Raw genomic sequence first — 15,163 nt, 5'->3', positions numbered from 1 at the left:
CTAATCCAGCGCTTAAGTTGTGATAAGGACATACCTTCTGCTGTTGCTACGGATTTGACCGACCGACTCTTTTTTAATACTTCATAAACGCAACGAAGCTTAAACTCATAATTGTATTTGACTTTTCTTTCCATAAAAATACCCCCAAATAGTGTCTAACTTTTTGGGGGCAGTTCATAAAAGCCGTTTTTATATTGATAAGGAAACTTTGCTTTTTAGAAGCCAAGCTCTTTTTTAACATCTGCTAAAATGTCCGGGCCGTCTGCCACAAGTACACCACTGCCGGTTGTAGAGTCAAGTATATACTGGTACCCTTTTGCCTTAGCTACTTTTTGTATAGCGGCTTTAGCTTTATCAAGAACCGGCTTGTAAATAGCCTCTTGTTTTTCCTGAAGCTCTTTAGAAGCATTTTGCTGGTACTCCTGTATCCTGCCCTGCATGTCACGCACCTCGTTACTGCGGGTTTCGTTTATAGCATCGGTAACGGTAGAAGCCTCTTTTTCATATAAAGCCACTTTTTTCCTGAACTCTTCTACCATTGTATTATATTCAGTGTCATACGTTTTTCTTGTTTTTTCAAGCAGGGCATTTGCAGCTTTCATTTCAGGTGAAGCCGACATTAAATCACTTACATTAATGTGCGCAACTTTTGCCTGGGCAGATGCCGCCTGGCTAAAGCCAACGAAAAGTATTGCAGCGATTAACAAAGATTTCAATTGTTTCATCATTTTAGGTATTTATTATTAATTTTTGTTTTTAGTTTCTTATTTAATTGCCGCCTGTTGCCGGAGGGTCATCATCACCGGTTGTAGGGTCTGCGGCGGCAGGTGTGGCTGTACCGTTTTGTTTTTCCTCTCTTGCTTTTTTAGCCGCGTCACGCTTTTCCTGGGCTTCTTTTTTGCGTTGCTCTATGGCTTTATTGCGCTCGTCAAGCTTTTCCTGGCGTATTCTTTTTGCCTCTGCGGCTGCGGCATCCCTGGCAGCCTTAGCGGCGGCAGTTTTATCAGCGGCATCAGTATTAGTGCCTGCCTCAGGGGTATCGCTTTGCGGGGCAGCTGTTTTATTCGTGCTCGGCGCCGGTGCATCGTCATCTCCGGTTACATCGCTACCGGCATCTTCTTGCGGTTTGGCCGGGGTTGCAGTGCCGTTCTTTTTAGCCTCTCTGGCGGCCTCACGGTCCTTAAGCAGCTGTTCGCGCTTTTCTACAGCGGCCTGCCTTTTTGCCTCGGCGGCTGCTTTGCGGTCGTCTATCAGTTTTTGCCTGGCCGCTTTTTTATCATCAAGCGCTTTTTGTTTGTCTATTTTATCAGGGTCGCTGTTTTCTTCATCCAGCTTTTCCTGTTCTTCCAGCTTTTTAGCTTCTTTGCTGGTCATCTTCTGCTGCTTGGCACTGCGGCTCATCCTTTTAACAATAAGGTCGCTTATGTCGTGCTTTTTAGCCGAAAATATCATTGTAAGGTCAGACGACTTATCAAATACAAAGTCATACTTGCGCGCTTCGGCAAGGTCCTGCACTATTGTAAAAACCTGGTCCTGTATGGGCTTTACCAATACCGTTTTCTGGGTAATAAGTTCGCCTTTAGGGCCAAATTTCTTCTCCTGGTAGTCACTCAGGTCTTTTTCAAGAAATGCTATCTCTTCTTCGCGCTCATCTATCAGCTCTTTGGTAAGCAGGGCTTTTTCGGCCTGCAGGCTTTCCTTAAGCTTGCTTATGTCATTGCGCTTTACGTCCATCTCCTGTTTCCATTTGGCGGCGCGTTGCTCCAGCTGGTTTTTAGCCTCGGCAAAATCCGGCGCTTTGCTCAGTATGTACTCCATGTCTATATAGGCAATCTTTACACCTTTAGCCTGGGCGGCTGCGCTTAGAGATGCTAATACGGTAATCAGTACTGTTAAATATCTTTTCATAAGCTCTTACATTTTACATGTTAGAAAATATCATGCCAAATTTTTTAGAACTGCTGTCCTATGATAAAATGGGTTTCCCATCCGTTTGCTTTTGCTCCAAAAGTACCATCTGCATTCTGGATAGGGTCAAACCCGTAGCCGAAGTCGATACCCAGTAACCCGAATGCCGGCATGAATACCCTGAGGCCAAAACCTGCCGAGCGGTTTATCTGGAACGGGTTATAATCTTTCCACGTAGCCCATGAGTTACCTGCCTCTAAAAAAGTAAGGGCAAATATTGATGCTTGTGGCTTAAGCGTTACAGGGTAACGCAGTTCCATAGTAAACCTGTTGTATATGGTACCGCCTATCTGCACGCCGGTAAGCGGGTCAGTAGGGGTAAGCGACTGGTTAGGGTAACCGCGCAGTTGTATTACCTCACGGCCATCAAGCGCGTAGTTTGCCATACCGTCTCCACCCACATAAAAACGCTCAAACGGCACCAGGCCCCGGTCTTTATTGTACGCGCCCATAAAACCAAACTCTGTAAGCGTGCGCAGTACAAGGGCATGTTCGGGCGTTCCGTATAATTTAGTGTACCAGTCTCCTTTAAACTTCACTTTATAATATTCGAGCCAGTTAAACTTCTTCTGGTCTACTTTACTCTGGTCTTCTACACCCTCTGCTATGTTGGTTGTAGGGTTACCATCAGCATCTATATAGTTGCCTGCAGTATCTTTCGCCTTATACTCTTCAAGGTTGCCCAGGTTAGCATAATCTACACCGTTAACCAATGAGTAAGGAAACGTTGTCCTGAAACTGGCACTAAATAATGAACCATAAATAGGGTACACCGGGTTACGGCCCCTGTTGTCGCGCGTTAGCTCTATGGTGTAGGCTAAATTGCGCGATGAACCGTTACCAAAGGTAAACAATCCTGTGTTATAATTACTTAGGTTGTAATACTGGAAAGTGCCCGAATGCGAAAGCCTCATATAAAAATCGGGGTCGCTTAGCCTTTTAGACACACCCGCCGTAACGGATGATATGGTAAAACTGCGGCTGCGGTCTACATCGCGTGAGCTGTAATTGTATAAAAACTGCTTACTGTGCGATAATGATGAGAAAAACTGTATAGGTTTTTTGCCACCCAGCCAAGGCTCTGTAAACGAAAGGCTGTAGGTTTGAAAATACGTACTACCCTGCAGGCGCAATGATAACTTTTGGCCGTCTCCCATAGGTAATGGGGTATAAGCCTCTTTTTTAAACATATTGCGCGCCGAGAAGTTGTTAAACGAAAGCCCCAGCGTACCTATAAAGCCGCCGCCGCCATAGCCGCCCTGCAGCTCTATCTGGCTTGAGCCTTTTTCGGTAACGTGCCACTCTACATCTACGGTGCCCGATGCCGGGTCGGCATTTTTAACGTCAGGGCGGATGGTTTCCGCATCAAAGAAGCCCAGTGCACCCAGCTCGCGTATGGTGCCTATTACATCTTCCTTATTCCATTTTTGGCCCGGCCTTGTGCGAAGTTCACGGTAAATAACCTTATCGTTAGTTTTATCGTTGCCTACTACGGTAATACGGTTAAAGTAAGCTATAGGGCCTTCTTTAATACGTATTTCAAAGTCTATGGTATCGTTAGCGGTTTTAGTTTCTACCGCGTTTACGTCAGAGAACAGGTAGCCGTTGTTCTGGTACAGGTTTGTAATATCGTCGGCATCCGGCTTAGGGTTTGCAATACGCTCCTGTAGCAGTACGCCATTATACACATCGCCTTTTTTTATGCCCAGCACCTGGCCCAGCTGCTGGTTGGTATAAATGGTATTACCAAGGAATTTCATATCGCCAAAGTAGTACTTGCGGCCTTCTTCCAGTTGTATGTCTATTGCTACCCGGTTTGTTTTGGCATTGTATATAACAGTGTCTTTTATAATACGGGCATCGCGGTAGCCTTTTTCCTTATATTTATCTATAAGCTTAACTTTGTCTTCTTTATATTTATCGCCCACATACTTTGATGGCTTAAACAGGCGCAGCGGGTTAGGGAATGCTTTTTCCTTAGTATCCTTCATGGCTTTTTTAAGCTTGGCGTTTGACAGCTGCTCATTGCCGGTAAAGGTTATCTTGCTGATGCGCACTTTTTTACCCTTATCAATATTTACTACCATCTTTACCGTATTGGTACTGTCCGGTATTATGTTTACAGCTACTTTAGTATTAAAAAAGCCGTCTTTGCGGTATTTGTTTTCTATGTAGTTTTTTGTGGTGGTAATAAGGTTTTCATTAACCACCTTGCCCTTTTTAAGGTCGGTATCTTTAAGCAGCCCTTCTACTTTACCTTTTTTTACACCCTGAAAGCGCACGTCGCTAAGCTTAGGCAGCTCATTTATCTGTAGGTCCAGAAAAATAGAGTCGTTACGGATGTCATTCACTAAAAAATTTACATCGCTAAAAAGCCCTAACTTCCAAAGCTTTTTTATGGCAACGCTTATTTCCTCTCCGGGTACGTTAATACTCTGCCCTTTTTCAAGCCCTGTAAAGGTAACTACGGTTTGCTCATTATATGTAAGCTTACCGGTTACCGTAATGCCGCCCAGCACATAATGGCCGGGTTCGAGCCTGCCTTCGCCCTGCGCTAAGGCAGTTGCGGGTAATAAAAATAATACAGTAATTATAAGGGCAATGCCTCTAAAAAACATTTTTGTGTTATTTAAGCTGTTCACTGGTTTTTCCAAATCTTCGTTCACGTTTTTGATAGCTGATTAATGCTTCGTGCAGGTCTTTTTCCCTAAAATCGGGCCATAGCACATTAGTAAAATAAAGTTCTGCATAGGCTGCCTGCCAAAGCAAAAAGTTGCTGATGCGCTGCTCGCCGCTGGTGCGTATTACAAGGTCGGCATCAGGCATGTTTCGGGTATATAGGTGGCTCCCTATCAGGTTTTCATTTATATCAGCGGTATCAAGTTGGCCGGTTTTTATTAATTCGCAAATTTCTTTTACGGCGGCGGTTAACTCTTCCCGGCTTCCGTAGCTCAGGGCAAGGGTAAGCACCATGCCTGTATTAGTTTTTGTTTGTTCTATTACGTCATAAAGCTGTTTTTTAGGGCGGTCCGGCAGCATGTCGGCATTGCCTATGGTGTTTAGCCTTATGTTATTTTTTTGCATGGTAGGCAGCTCCTTTTTTAGGGAGTTCATCAATATGCTCATCAGCGCGTCTACCTCAAGCCGGGGCCGGTTCCAGTTCTCTGTGCTAAAGGCATAGAGGGTAAGGTAGCCTATGTTTAATTTCGCACAGGCCTCTACCGTTTCCCGTACCGATTTTACACCGCTCTCGTGCCCAAAAGCGCGGAGCATGCCTCTTTGTTTTGCCCAGCGCCCGTTGCCGTCCATAATTATGGCTATGTGGCGTGGCAGGTTTTCGGCATTAGGGGTAAAGGTAGTATCCATTTAAATCTTTTTAATCACGGCAATAGCATGGCTTATCGCCAAATGTATAGGTTAACGTAAAGCCGGTAAATACATACCAGTCATTACTTTCAAGGTTGCCAAATCGCAACCCGGGGTATTTGCTCCCGTCAGGATTACTCCCGTCAAGGTTATCTGTAAAGCTGTAGCGTGTGCCTACCTCAAAGCCTACGGTAAAATCACGCACTATGTGTGCCTTTACACCTACGGTCATGGGTATGGCCAGTGCGCCTCCGCCATCATAGTCTTCGCCAGTATTGTCGTCTCCCCGGTACAGCTCATCATACCAGGCATAGCTAAGGCCGGTATATATATAAGGTGTCCATTTAAAACGCTCTTCGTGCAGGTTAAACTCAAAAAAACTGAATTCAAGCCCTAAAGATAGTTCTTTTACCGTATTTTCGAAGGAATACCCCCTTTGTTTCCTGCCCGAAGCGTCGGCGTCGGCATCATCAGATGATACTTTGCCATAAGTAAATGAAGCCCTCCAGGAGTGGCGCGGCGTGCGGTTCCATTTATAGAGTATGCCCACGGCCAGGTCTTTAGGCGCTATATATGTGGTGGGGCCTACATCGCCTATATAGTTGCCACCACCCACAAACAGCCCCAGCTCATTTATCTGGGCCGTAGCCGAAAAGGTTATAGTCAGTAATGTTATTATATACAGCAGGCGCTTCATCAAACAAAAATTGGGTGCAAATATAACAATATAGATTTTGTAATTAGCCTAACAATTAGACATTTTACCGCAGTTCTATTGCTAAATTCAAATTTATACTGTGTTGAAAACGGCAGAAGTAGCCGTGTAGTATATGTGCCGGTAAATAATATGCTTATTTAATTGCGCTTGTCTTCACCCCAAAGCAGCTTTTTACGCAGCGTATCAAGAAATTTTTCCTGGGCAAACTCAATAAGGTTTATTTTAAAAGGCGCTTTTTTAACAGTAAGCACCGTTTCTACATCCAGCCGTATAATACGCGAATCGAGCGATACCAGGTGCTGCTCCTCGCGGCTGCTTACGCGCATGGTTATCTCAGTATCATCGGGTATTACAAGTGGGCGGGCATTAAGGTTATGGGGCGCTATAGGTGTTATTACCAGGCTGTTTGCCCCGGGAATCATTACCGGCCCGCCGCAGCTTAGCGAGTAGCCTGTAGAGCCGGTGGGTGTGCTGAGTATAAGCCCGTCTGCCCAATAAGAGTTAAGGTGGTCGCCGTTTAGTTTTACTTCTATGGTTATCATAGATGTGGTATCCCTTCGGCTTACGGTAATTTCGTTAAGTGCAAAGTCAAGCCCCTCAAGCTGCTCATCACCGCCTTCGTACTGCAGCGTAAGCAGGGTGCGTGGCGATATTTTATAATCGTTAGTAAAAATAAGCGGCAGCTGTGTTTCTATATTCTCCTGCTGCACCGTGGCCAGGAAGCCCAGCCTCCCGGCATTTATCCCCACTATGGGTATGCCTTTACTGCGCACATACGTTGCCGCGCGCAGCATGGTCCCATCGCCGCCTATGCTTATAAATATGTTTACGTCGTCCAGCTCATCATGGGTAGAAAATACCGTAAAGGCTTTTTTAATAATCCCATTTGCCTTTAGCGCTTCAAAATAGCGCTGCTCAAAAATAACTTCGGTTTCGTGCGCTTCAAAAACACGAAACAACTTTTCTATAATCTCGCGGGTATCGTCTTTATAATACTGGCCATAAACAGCTATTTTCATAACCTATATATTAAGGTACTTGTCTAAATAATCGCTGCGGTCTTTAAGGGTGTTCAGGTAGGCATCTTCCTGGTGCTCGGTAATAATCTCATAATTATACCGGCGAAAAGTTTGTATAATTTCGCTCATGCCACCCATGCTTATCTTTATGGTTATCTGCACACGCTCATTATTGGCCTCCGATATAAAAGCGCCCAGCAGGCGGCCGTTATTGCTTTCTACAATCTGGGCTACCTGGCTCATGCTATAATCGGTAACGCCTTTTTCTACCACCAGTATGCCGCCCTGCTCTTTAAGGAAGGGTGTTTCGTCAAAAAACTTAATAATATCGGTTATCTCGTAGTACCCTATATACTTGTTGTCGGCATTTAAAACCGGTACAAGGTTAGTTTCGTTCTTGGCAAAAACCTCAAGCGCATCCAGCCAGATGGTAGTATCGCGTACAAAAAAGCGCTCAAAGCTGTACCGCATGTCGCCCATGGTTTTTTCAATATCCATAAGCTCGGTATCTTCGCTGCCTGCGCACCCTATATATACACCATCCTCAAGCACGGGGAAGTGCGAAAAGGGGTATTCCGCAAACAGGTCCTGCGCGTCTGCCACCGAATCGGTAGTGCGCAGTGCCTTTATATTGGTATTTAAAAAGTCAGTAATTTCGTTCATGAAGCCAAGGTAAATATTATGCAAAATAACCAAAAATTAGCTTAGCATGCCCATATACTTTGTATTTTTGTGGTTCTGTTAACTTTTTACAATAAAAAATGGCTAAACTAAGTGTAAACATAAATAAAATTGCCACGCTTCGCAATTCCCGGGGCGGCAACGTGCCTGATCTTTTACAGGTGGCCGCCGATGTGCAGAAATTTGGCGCCCAGGGCGTAACCATACACCCAAGGCCGGACGAAAGGCACATCCGCTACCAGGATGCGCGCGACCTGGTGCCTGTGGTGTATACCGAATATAATATTGAGGGCAACCCGATACGCAGGTTTATTGACCTGGTGTTAGAGACAAAACCCGCTCAGGTAACCCTGGTGCCCGATGCCGATGATGCCATAACCAGCAACGCCGGATGGGATACTATTAAGCATAAGGGCTTTTTGCAGGAAGTAATACAGGAGTTTCAAAGCAACGGCATACGCACCTCGATATTTGTAGACCCTGATTTAAAAATGATAGAAGGCGCTGCCGAAACCGGCACCGAAAGGATAGAGCTGTATACCGAAGCGTTTGCCCACCAGTACGGCCTGGGTAATTATGACGGAATTAAACCCTACACGCAAGCCGCCATATTGTGTGAACAGCTAAAGCTGGGCGTTAACGCCGGGCACGACCTAAGCCTTGATAATATAAAATTCTTTAAGGAGAACATTCCCGGATTATTAGAAGTATCTATAGGGCATGCGTTGATAGCGGAGGCGCTGTACCTGGGGCTGGATAATGTGGTAAATATGTACCTTCAAAAACTAAAATAAACATGATGTTACACAGCAGGATAGAAGGGGAGGGCGGCAAACCGCTTATCATCATCCACGGGTTTATGGGGATGGGCGATAACTGGAAAACGCTCGGGTTAAAATATGTAGAAAAGGGCTATGAAGTACATGCGGTAGACATGCGCAACCACGGCAAGAGCTTCCATAGCGATGAGTTTACCTATGAGGCTATGGTACAGGATCTGGTAGATTACATACGAGGCAACAGCCTGGGCGTAGTAGACATGATAGGCCACAGTATGGGCGGCAAAGCAGCGATGCTGTTTGCCATGCTGCACCCGGAGTTGCTGGACAAGCTTGTGGTAGCCGACATAGGGCCGCAGTACTACCCGCCGCACCACCAGGATATACTGGCAGGGCTAAACGCGGTCGACTTTACTACTAAACCTTCTCGCAATGACGTTGAGGAGATAATGACGCAGCACATACCGGATTTTGGTACACGCCAGTTCCTTATGAAAAGCCTGTACTGGGTTGAGCCCGGCCAGCTGGGTTTCAGGTTTAACCTGCCGGTATTTAACGCCCAGGTAGAAAATATAGGCCATGCCCTGCCGGAAGGCATTGTGTACAATAAGCCAACCTTATTTTTACGTGGCGATAAGTCGAAATACATACGGGAGCAGGATCTGGCTTTAATAGCCACGCACTTCCCGAATTATGAAATTAAAGATATAACCAACTCCGGCCACTGGGTACATGCCGAGAACCCGGCGGAGTTTTTAGAGTATACGCTTGGGTTTTTATTGAAATAAACGAAACCGCTGTAAGGCGGTTTTTTTGTTATCGGTACGAGTGAAGCTATTCCCCTCTCGAGAGGGGTAGGGGTGTGTTATCGGGATTTTTCTTTATGAGATTGCTAACGCATCAGCGAAGTGGGGCAATCTTTTGTTACTAACAGCCGTATAAAAAAGACCGCCTCGCAGCGGTCTTCGTATCATAATTTTCATGTAGTTTGCGTATTCCATTTCGACCGATAGGGAGAAATCCCGCCAATCAAAAGAGATTCCTCAGCTTCGCTTCGCTGCCTTCGGGCACGAGGCACCTGCCGACTGGCGAAGCAATGGAAAGCGCCTGAGTGAAGCTACTGCCTACTGTGACTGAACACTGAATACTTTTAATGAACACTGCCTACTGGACTAAGAAGCCGCTTTAAGCCTCTTAAGCAAATTTTTGCCCAGGTGGTGCTCTACATAATCTTTATCTATGTGCAGCTCTTTATCGTCGCTGCCCGGCAATTCATACATCGCCTCGGTAAGGATGGCTTCGCAAAGCGAACGCAGCCCACGGGCGCCAAGCTTGTACTCCAGCGCTTTTTCTACAATATAATCAAGGGCGTCATCTTCTACGGTAAGTGCCACATCATCCATTTCAAACAGTTTCTGGTACTGTTTTACAAGGGCGTTTTTAGGCTGGGTAAGGATAGCACGAAGCGTTTCCCTGTCCAGCGGATCCATATGTGTAAGTACCGGAAGGCGGCCAATGATTTCGGGTATAAGCCCAAAATCCTTCACATCCTTAGGGATGATATATTGTAGTAAGTTGTCTTTATCAATATTATCCGCATTGCGCGATGTGCTGTAGCCCACCGCCTGGCGGTTCAGCCTTTTAGAGATAACACGCTCTATGCCGTCAAAAGCGCCGCCCGCAATAAACAGTATGTTCTGGGTATTTACCTCGATAAACTTCTGGTCCGGGTGCTTGCGGCCACCTTTCGGCGGAACGTTTACCACGGTGCCTTCCAGCAGTTTCAGCAATCCCTGCTGCACGCCTTCGCCGCTCACATCTCGGGTGATGGACGGGTTGTCGCTTTTGCGGGCAATTTTATCTATCTCATCAATAAACACGATACCACGCTCGGCTTTTTTAACATCATAATCGGCCACCTGCAGCAGGCGGGTAAGGATGCTCTCTACATCTTCGCCCACATAGCCGGCTTCGGTAAGCACGGTAGCATCTACTATGGTAAGCGGCACATTAAGCATGCGCGCTATGGTTTTTGCCACAAGCGTTTTGCCGGTACCGGTTTGGCCCACCATAAGTATGTTGCTTTTTTCTATCTCTACGTCGTCATCGCTTTTTTGCTGCATCAGCCTTTTGTAGTGGTTGTATACCGCCACCGAAAGCACTTTTTTAGTCTGGTCCTGGCCAATAACATACTGGTCAAGGAACGCCCTTATCTCTTTCGGTTTTTTAAGCTCCAGCTCACCGGCCATGGCCGTGTTGCCGCTTTGTTTTAGTTCTTCAAGCACTATGCCATGCGCCTGCTCTATGCAGCGGTCGCATATATGCGCGCTGATTCCCGCTATAAGCAGGTTGGTTTCCGGCTTTTTCCTGCCGCAAAAAGAACATTCTAATACCTCTTTTGCCATTTTTTATCTATTATAACATAACAGGGACGCTTATAAGGCGGCCCTGTTACATATAACTCATTATTACTGAATTTATTCTCTTGTTAATACCTCGTCGATCATGCCGTACTCTTTCGCTTCAGGCGCTTTCATCCAGTAATCGCGCTCGCTGTCTTTGTGTACTTTTTCGTAGTCCTGCCCACTGTGCTTAGAGATAATTGCATACAGCTCTTCTTTAAGCTTAAGCATTTCGCGCAGGTTGATTTCCATATCAGTAGCTACACCCTGTGCGCCGCCCGATGGCTGGTGGATCATTACACGGCTGTGTGGCAGTGCGCTGCGTTTTCCGGCTGCACCGGCACAAAGCAGTACCGCGCCCATAGAAGCCGCCATACCGGTACATATTGTAGCCACATCCGGCTTAATATACTGCATGGTATCATACATGCCAAGGCCTGCGTAAACGCTGCCGCCCGGTGAGTTGATGTAAATCTGGATGTCTTTGCTGGCATCGGCGCTCTCCAGGAACAATAGCTGCGCCTGAACGATGTTTGCCACCTGGTCGTCTATACCCGTGCCTAAAAAGATGATACGGTCCATCATAAGGCGTGAGAACACGTCTATCTGGGCAACGTTCATCTGGCGCTCTTCCATAATATATGGCGTAAGGCCGGTAGGTGTAAGGCGGGTAGCCAGCTTATCATAATATAAATTATTCACGCCGTGGTGTTTGGTGGCGTATTTTTTAAATTCTTTACCAAAGTCCATAGTTGTTGTCTTTCTTTGATTTATTATTCAATCTAAATATAAAAACGCCGGCTCATAAAAGCCGACGTTCAAAGATACTTATTTTTTGTGAGATTTATTCTCCGTACATCTCCTTTATAAAGTCTTGGTAGGTAACTTCTTTGTTAGCAAAGTTTACTTTTTCCTTATACAGGTTCAGCATTTTTTCGCTCATAAGCTGCTCGCTCAGCCTTTTTACCTCTTCCTGGTTAGTAAGCACGCGCATTACAATGCCGTCTACGTCTTCCTGGGTAGGGTTTAGCTGGCCAAACTGTGCCATCTGTTTTTTAATAAGTTCTGAGGTAAAGGCTTTAAGGTCTTCAAAAGTAACCTGCAGGTTGTTGCCTGTAATTACCTTACTTTCAATAAGCTGGTAGCGCAGGCCGTTTTCAGATTTTTTGTATTCCGCTACCGCCTCTTCCGCGCTTATAGGTTCTTTTCCTGAATATTGAATCCACTTTACAAGAAACTCTTCCGGAAGGTCAAATTTGGTATTGTTTATAAGGAACTCCGTAACATCGTTAAGGAACTTCTGGTCCGCCTGCTGTGCAAACTGCTGCTCGGCATCTTCTTTTATTTTGGCTTTTACTTCTTCTAATGAAGTTACCGCGCCTTCGCCAAACGTTTTGTCAAAAAACTCCTGGTTAAGTTCGGCTAACTCGTGGGTGTTTATTTCCTCAATGGTAAAGTCTACCTTAATGTCAAGCCCGTGCACATCGTCATGGCCTACTTTAAGGTAATCCATAAGCTTGTGGTCGTCGTCAAAAAGGCCTTTTGTAGCAATGGTTACTACATCGCCCACTTTTTTTCCAATGAATTTAGCCGCCTCATCTTTGTTTTTAAAGATATCAAGGGTAATGGTAGTGCTGTTGTTAATGCCCTTTTCTTCATTGGTAAATGTACCCACAATGTCGTCCTCCTGCTCTACCGTATCTTTTGGTATCAGCTTGCCATACTGTTTTTGTATTCGCTGCACCTGCTCGTCAAGCATAGCGTCGTCAGCTACGATAGTGTATTTTGTAACATTATTAGCGGTGCCCAGGTCTACCGTAAATTCCGGTGCAAGGCCCAGTTCAAATTCAAATGTATAGTCTTCGGCATTCCAGTCAAAGTCTTCTTTAACCTTAGGAAGTGGGTTGCCCAGTATGTCAAGTTTTTCTTTTGCAAGATAGTCATTAAGTGAAGATTGGAGCAGTTTGTTTACCTCTTCAAGCAAAACAGCCTTACCATACTGCTTTTGTATCTGGCCCATAGGTACGGTACCTTTCCTGAAGCCCTTTATGCTCGCGTTCTTTTTGTAATCCTGTAATACTTTGTCTACTTTTGCCTTATAGTCATCTTTGGTAATAGCTACTGTTATTACAGCATTAAGCGCATCTACCTGCTCTTTTCTAATGTTCATTTTTTATGAATGTTTTATTTCAAATAGTGGGCGCAAAATTAAGCTATTTTTAAATTATGCACAAGTTTATTAAAGTATTGTGCGCCAATGCTTATTTAAAGCTCTAATGTACTGCCAAACCTATCTTTTATCTTCTTCAGAAAGCTTACCTACAACCGACTGGCACAGCGAAAGGACCAGGCTGAACAGCAGCGCCTGCCAAAAGGTTGCTACCTGGAAACCGTCTATCAGCTCGTCGCACAGCATTACAATAATAGCATTGATAACCAGCAGGAACAGCCCCAGCGTAAAGATAGTAACCGGCAGTGTAAGCAACACGAGCAGCGGTTTTATAAAAATATTAAGCAGGCCCAGCACTACGGCTACCATTAGCGCCGAAAAAAAGCCGTTTACATAAACGCCGGGCATAAGGTAGGAGAGGAGTACTACAAACACGGCAGTGAAGAAAATATTGATGAGGGTTTTCATAGGATGGGTTTTTTACATAAAATTAAAAAAAGCACCGGTAAAATCCGGTGCTCTTACAGAAATAAAATAAATTAGGGTTAGTTATTTGTTGGCAGTATTGTAGCGCCGGGGTAGTAGCCGGGTACTATAAGCGGCAGTTTAGCATGGTAGTGCCGGTTTATTACTTTAAGTATTTCATTGGCTATCAGTGCGTACCCGCGGGCATTAGGGTGCACGCCATCCAGCGAAAATACTACCGTATTTACCCTGTTGGCGCTAAAGTAATTAGCGGTATATATCTGGCCGTCTTCCGTTTGCAGGCCTTCCCTCAGCTGTCCTAAAATGGCGTTCATATCGGCAACGGCAAGGTTTTTAGAAGCGGCAATACTGGTAATGGTGGTATTAAATGCCGTGGTAGCCGTGTTTATGGCTGCTATTTCGGTAGGCACCAGTACCCATTTGTCTTCAAGCGGCACGCTCACGCCGTTTATTAACTGCGGGTTGCCGCCCACCGATGTGCCTATGAATGATGACGCGGTAAGCACAATAAGGTCGTTTGCGGTTGCCTGCCTGTATGAAGGAAGCCCCAGGCCTGAAAGGTTAGTTAACCCTTCGTCGGTTATAACTACGGCATTACCAGCGCCTTCATGGAAAGCCACAGTCCTTGCAGCGGCTTCGTCGGCGGTTATCAGCCCCGCGTTCTTGGCAAGCTGTAGCCCGCCATTATATTGTGCAAAGCCTGTATTTACTGCCGTTGCAGTGGCCGCATCCATAGGGATTGGGTTGTATGGAACCGTTGTAAAATAAGGTATAGAGGTTACATTTGGTATAGTAGCTACCACACCTTTTGCCCCGGCAGCGGTAAGTGTGTTGATTATATTGCTGTATGCGCTTGCAAACACGTTAGGGTCGGTAAGGTCATTCATGCCGTAAGTAGCAGGGTTAGTGTTGCCCGCCTGGTTTACACCCGCACCGCCCGATGTGGCGTAAGCGAGTACGTCGTTAGCGCCTATCCAGTTCGTAAAAAAGGTAGGGTTAAGCGACATGGCGTCGCCCAGTACTGTAGCGTTAGGAGTGGTAGCCATACGCACAAAATAAGGGTTTGCCAGGCCTAAAGCCAATGCCTGCGCGTTGCCATACCCTGCGGCAAGCAGGTGGAATGATTTTGCGCCCGGAACCCCCATGTTATTAAACGCTTTGGCCTGCGGCGTAAGCGTTATGGTAGAGGTGCCTGCTATAGGTTCAGGCCCCGGTGATGCCCCGGGAATATCGGTGCGCTGGTTAAGTATAAGCCGGGTATTGAAACCCGGTACACCCATAATGCCGCCCAGGTTGTTTATATCTTCTTCATAAGATGGCTGTGTAAACGCGCCGCCGCCCACTACGGCAAACTGCTGCGCCAGCAGGTTAGGAAACGAGTACTGCTGCCCCACACGGCTTACGGTACCGTCCATATATCCGGCGGTAAGTGAGTTGCCTATGGCTACATAAGTGGTAAAGTCGGCCTCGCCGGGATTGTAGTCGGCGTTGGTTAGTTCTTTTTCAAATTCAGGCTCACAGGCGGCAAAGCCTACGGAAGCCAGCGCTATTAATAGTATTTTTTTATTTTTCAT

General features: G+C 45.9%; 15 protein-coding genes. 2 read left to right on the top strand and 13 right to left on the bottom strand.

Features of this window, described 5'->3' with window-relative positions; genetic code table 11:
- The 8 genes from ACLI09_RS12930 to ACLI09_RS12895 all read right to left on the bottom strand — a co-directional run.
- Positions 1 to 134: transposase (locus tag ACLI09_RS12930; protein WP_411420045.1), on the bottom strand; the 134-nt coding region annotated here is incomplete at its 3' end.
- Between the two features lie 81 nt (positions 135 to 215).
- The gene (locus ACLI09_RS12925; protein ID WP_411420044.1) at positions 216 to 725 is read right to left on the bottom strand and encodes an OmpH family outer membrane protein; all 510 of its coding nucleotides are present in this window, start codon (positions 723 to 725) and stop codon (positions 216 to 218) included.
- Between the two features lie 43 nt (positions 726 to 768).
- Positions 769 to 1,908, bottom strand: a complete 1,140-nt coding sequence (locus tag ACLI09_RS12920) for an OmpH family outer membrane protein (RefSeq protein ID WP_411420038.1) — start codon at positions 1,906 to 1,908, stop codon at positions 769 to 771.
- 44 nt (positions 1,909 to 1,952) lie between these two features.
- Positions 1,953 to 4,586 (bottom strand): outer membrane protein assembly factor, encoded by a 2,634-nt coding sequence (locus ACLI09_RS12915; protein ID WP_411420037.1) that lies wholly within the window; start codon positions 4,584 to 4,586, stop codon positions 1,953 to 1,955.
- A gap of 7 nt (positions 4,587 to 4,593) precedes the next feature.
- Positions 4,594 to 5,334: an isoprenyl transferase gene (locus ACLI09_RS12910; protein WP_411420036.1), complete on the bottom strand. Its 741-nt coding sequence runs from the start codon at positions 5,332 to 5,334 to the stop codon at positions 4,594 to 4,596.
- A gap of 10 nt (positions 5,335 to 5,344) precedes the next feature.
- Entirely contained in the window at positions 5,345 to 6,031 is a 687-nt protein-coding gene (locus tag ACLI09_RS12905; RefSeq protein ID WP_411420035.1) for a DUF6089 family protein, read from the bottom strand.
- 158 nt (positions 6,032 to 6,189) lie between these two features.
- On the bottom strand, positions 6,190 to 7,071 hold the full coding sequence (locus ACLI09_RS12900; protein ID WP_411420034.1) for an NAD kinase: 882 nt from the start codon (positions 7,069 to 7,071) through the stop codon (positions 6,190 to 6,192).
- Positions 7,072 to 7,074: 3 nt separating this feature from the next.
- A complete protein-coding gene (locus ACLI09_RS12895; protein ID WP_411420033.1) occupies positions 7,075 to 7,734 on the bottom strand; it encodes a CBS domain-containing protein in 660 nt (219 codons plus the stop codon).
- Positions 7,735 to 7,832: 98 nt separating this feature from the next.
- Between ACLI09_RS12895 and ACLI09_RS12890 the strand changes: the two genes are divergently transcribed.
- Positions 7,833 to 8,546 (top strand): pyridoxine 5'-phosphate synthase, encoded by a 714-nt coding sequence (locus ACLI09_RS12890; RefSeq protein ID WP_411420032.1) that lies wholly within the window; start codon positions 7,833 to 7,835, stop codon positions 8,544 to 8,546.
- 5 nt (positions 8,547 to 8,551) lie between these two features.
- Positions 8,552 to 9,319 carry an alpha/beta fold hydrolase gene (locus ACLI09_RS12885; protein WP_411420043.1) on the top strand — a complete coding sequence of 256 codons (768 nt, stop codon included), beginning with the start codon at positions 8,552 to 8,554 and terminating at the stop codon, positions 9,317 to 9,319.
- A 384-nt stretch (positions 9,320 to 9,703) separates the two neighbouring features.
- On the opposite strand, the gene clpX is transcribed toward ACLI09_RS12885, so the two are convergent.
- The 5 genes from clpX to ACLI09_RS12860 all read right to left on the bottom strand — a co-directional run bounded on the left by clpX (position 9,704) and on the right by ACLI09_RS12860 (position 15,163).
- Positions 9,704 to 10,936 carry an ATP-dependent Clp protease ATP-binding subunit ClpX gene (gene clpX, locus ACLI09_RS12880; RefSeq protein ID WP_411420031.1) on the bottom strand — a complete coding sequence of 411 codons (1,233 nt, stop codon included), beginning with the start codon at positions 10,934 to 10,936 and terminating at the stop codon, positions 9,704 to 9,706.
- A gap of 72 nt (positions 10,937 to 11,008) precedes the next feature.
- On the bottom strand, positions 11,009 to 11,683 hold the full coding sequence (clpP, locus tag ACLI09_RS12875; protein WP_411420030.1) for an ATP-dependent Clp endopeptidase proteolytic subunit ClpP: 675 nt from the start codon (positions 11,681 to 11,683) through the stop codon (positions 11,009 to 11,011).
- A 94-nt stretch (positions 11,684 to 11,777) separates the two neighbouring features.
- On the bottom strand, positions 11,778 to 13,103 hold the full coding sequence (gene tig, locus ACLI09_RS12870) for a trigger factor (protein WP_411420029.1): 1,326 nt from the start codon (positions 13,101 to 13,103) through the stop codon (positions 11,778 to 11,780).
- A gap of 120 nt (positions 13,104 to 13,223) precedes the next feature.
- Positions 13,224 to 13,571 (bottom strand): phage holin family protein, encoded by a 348-nt coding sequence (locus ACLI09_RS12865; protein ID WP_411420028.1) that lies wholly within the window; start codon positions 13,569 to 13,571, stop codon positions 13,224 to 13,226.
- Between the two features lie 77 nt (positions 13,572 to 13,648).
- Complete coding sequence (locus ACLI09_RS12860; RefSeq protein ID WP_411420027.1) at positions 13,649 to 15,163, bottom strand: G-D-S-L family lipolytic protein; 1,515 nt, start codon at positions 15,161 to 15,163, stop codon at positions 13,649 to 13,651.

This window comes from Flavobacterium sp. RHBU_24 (assembly GCF_046613695.1).
GTDB lineage: Bacteria > Bacteroidota > Bacteroidia > Flavobacteriales > Flavobacteriaceae > Flavobacterium.
Note: the sequence above shows the minus strand (reverse complement) of the source record. Positions and strands in the feature narration are given on the sequence as shown.

Bases quoted from the DNA above. Each gene is read 5' to 3' on its own strand.
- ACLI09_RS12925 (WP_411420044.1), bottom strand. From the start codon at position 725: ATGAAACAATTGAAATCTTTGTTAATCGCTGCAATACTTTTCGTTGGC.
- ACLI09_RS12920 (WP_411420038.1), bottom strand. From the start codon at position 1,908: ATGAAAAGATATTTAACAGTACTGATTACCGTATTAGCATCTCTAAGC.
- ACLI09_RS12915 (WP_411420037.1), bottom strand. From the start codon at position 4,586: ATGTTTTTTAGAGGCATTGCCCTTATAATTACTGTATTATTTTTATTA.
- ACLI09_RS12910 (WP_411420036.1), bottom strand. From the start codon at position 5,334: ATGGATACTACCTTTACCCCTAATGCCGAAAACCTGCCACGCCACATA.
- ACLI09_RS12905 (WP_411420035.1), bottom strand. From the start codon at position 6,031: ATGAAGCGCCTGCTGTATATAATAACATTACTGACTATAACCTTTTCG.
- ACLI09_RS12900 (WP_411420034.1), bottom strand. From the start codon at position 7,071: ATGAAAATAGCTGTTTATGGCCAGTATTATAAAGACGATACCCGCGAG.
- ACLI09_RS12895 (WP_411420033.1), bottom strand. From the start codon at position 7,734: ATGAACGAAATTACTGACTTTTTAAATACCAATATAAAGGCACTGCGC.
- ACLI09_RS12890 (WP_411420032.1), top strand. From the start codon at position 7,833: ATGGCTAAACTAAGTGTAAACATAAATAAAATTGCCACGCTTCGCAAT.
- ACLI09_RS12885 (WP_411420043.1), top strand. From the start codon at position 8,552: ATGTTACACAGCAGGATAGAAGGGGAGGGCGGCAAACCGCTTATCATC.
- clpX (WP_411420031.1), bottom strand. From the start codon at position 10,936: ATGGCAAAAGAGGTATTAGAATGTTCTTTTTGCGGCAGGAAAAAGCCG.
- clpP (WP_411420030.1), bottom strand. From the start codon at position 11,683: ATGGACTTTGGTAAAGAATTTAAAAAATACGCCACCAAACACCACGGC.
- tig (WP_411420029.1), bottom strand. From the start codon at position 13,103: ATGAACATTAGAAAAGAGCAGGTAGATGCGCTTAATGCTGTAATAACA.
- ACLI09_RS12865 (WP_411420028.1), bottom strand. From the start codon at position 13,571: ATGAAAACCCTCATCAATATTTTCTTCACTGCCGTGTTTGTAGTACTC.
- ACLI09_RS12860 (WP_411420027.1), bottom strand. From the start codon at position 15,163: ATGAAAAATAAAAAAATACTATTAATAGCGCTGGCTTCCGTAGGCTTT.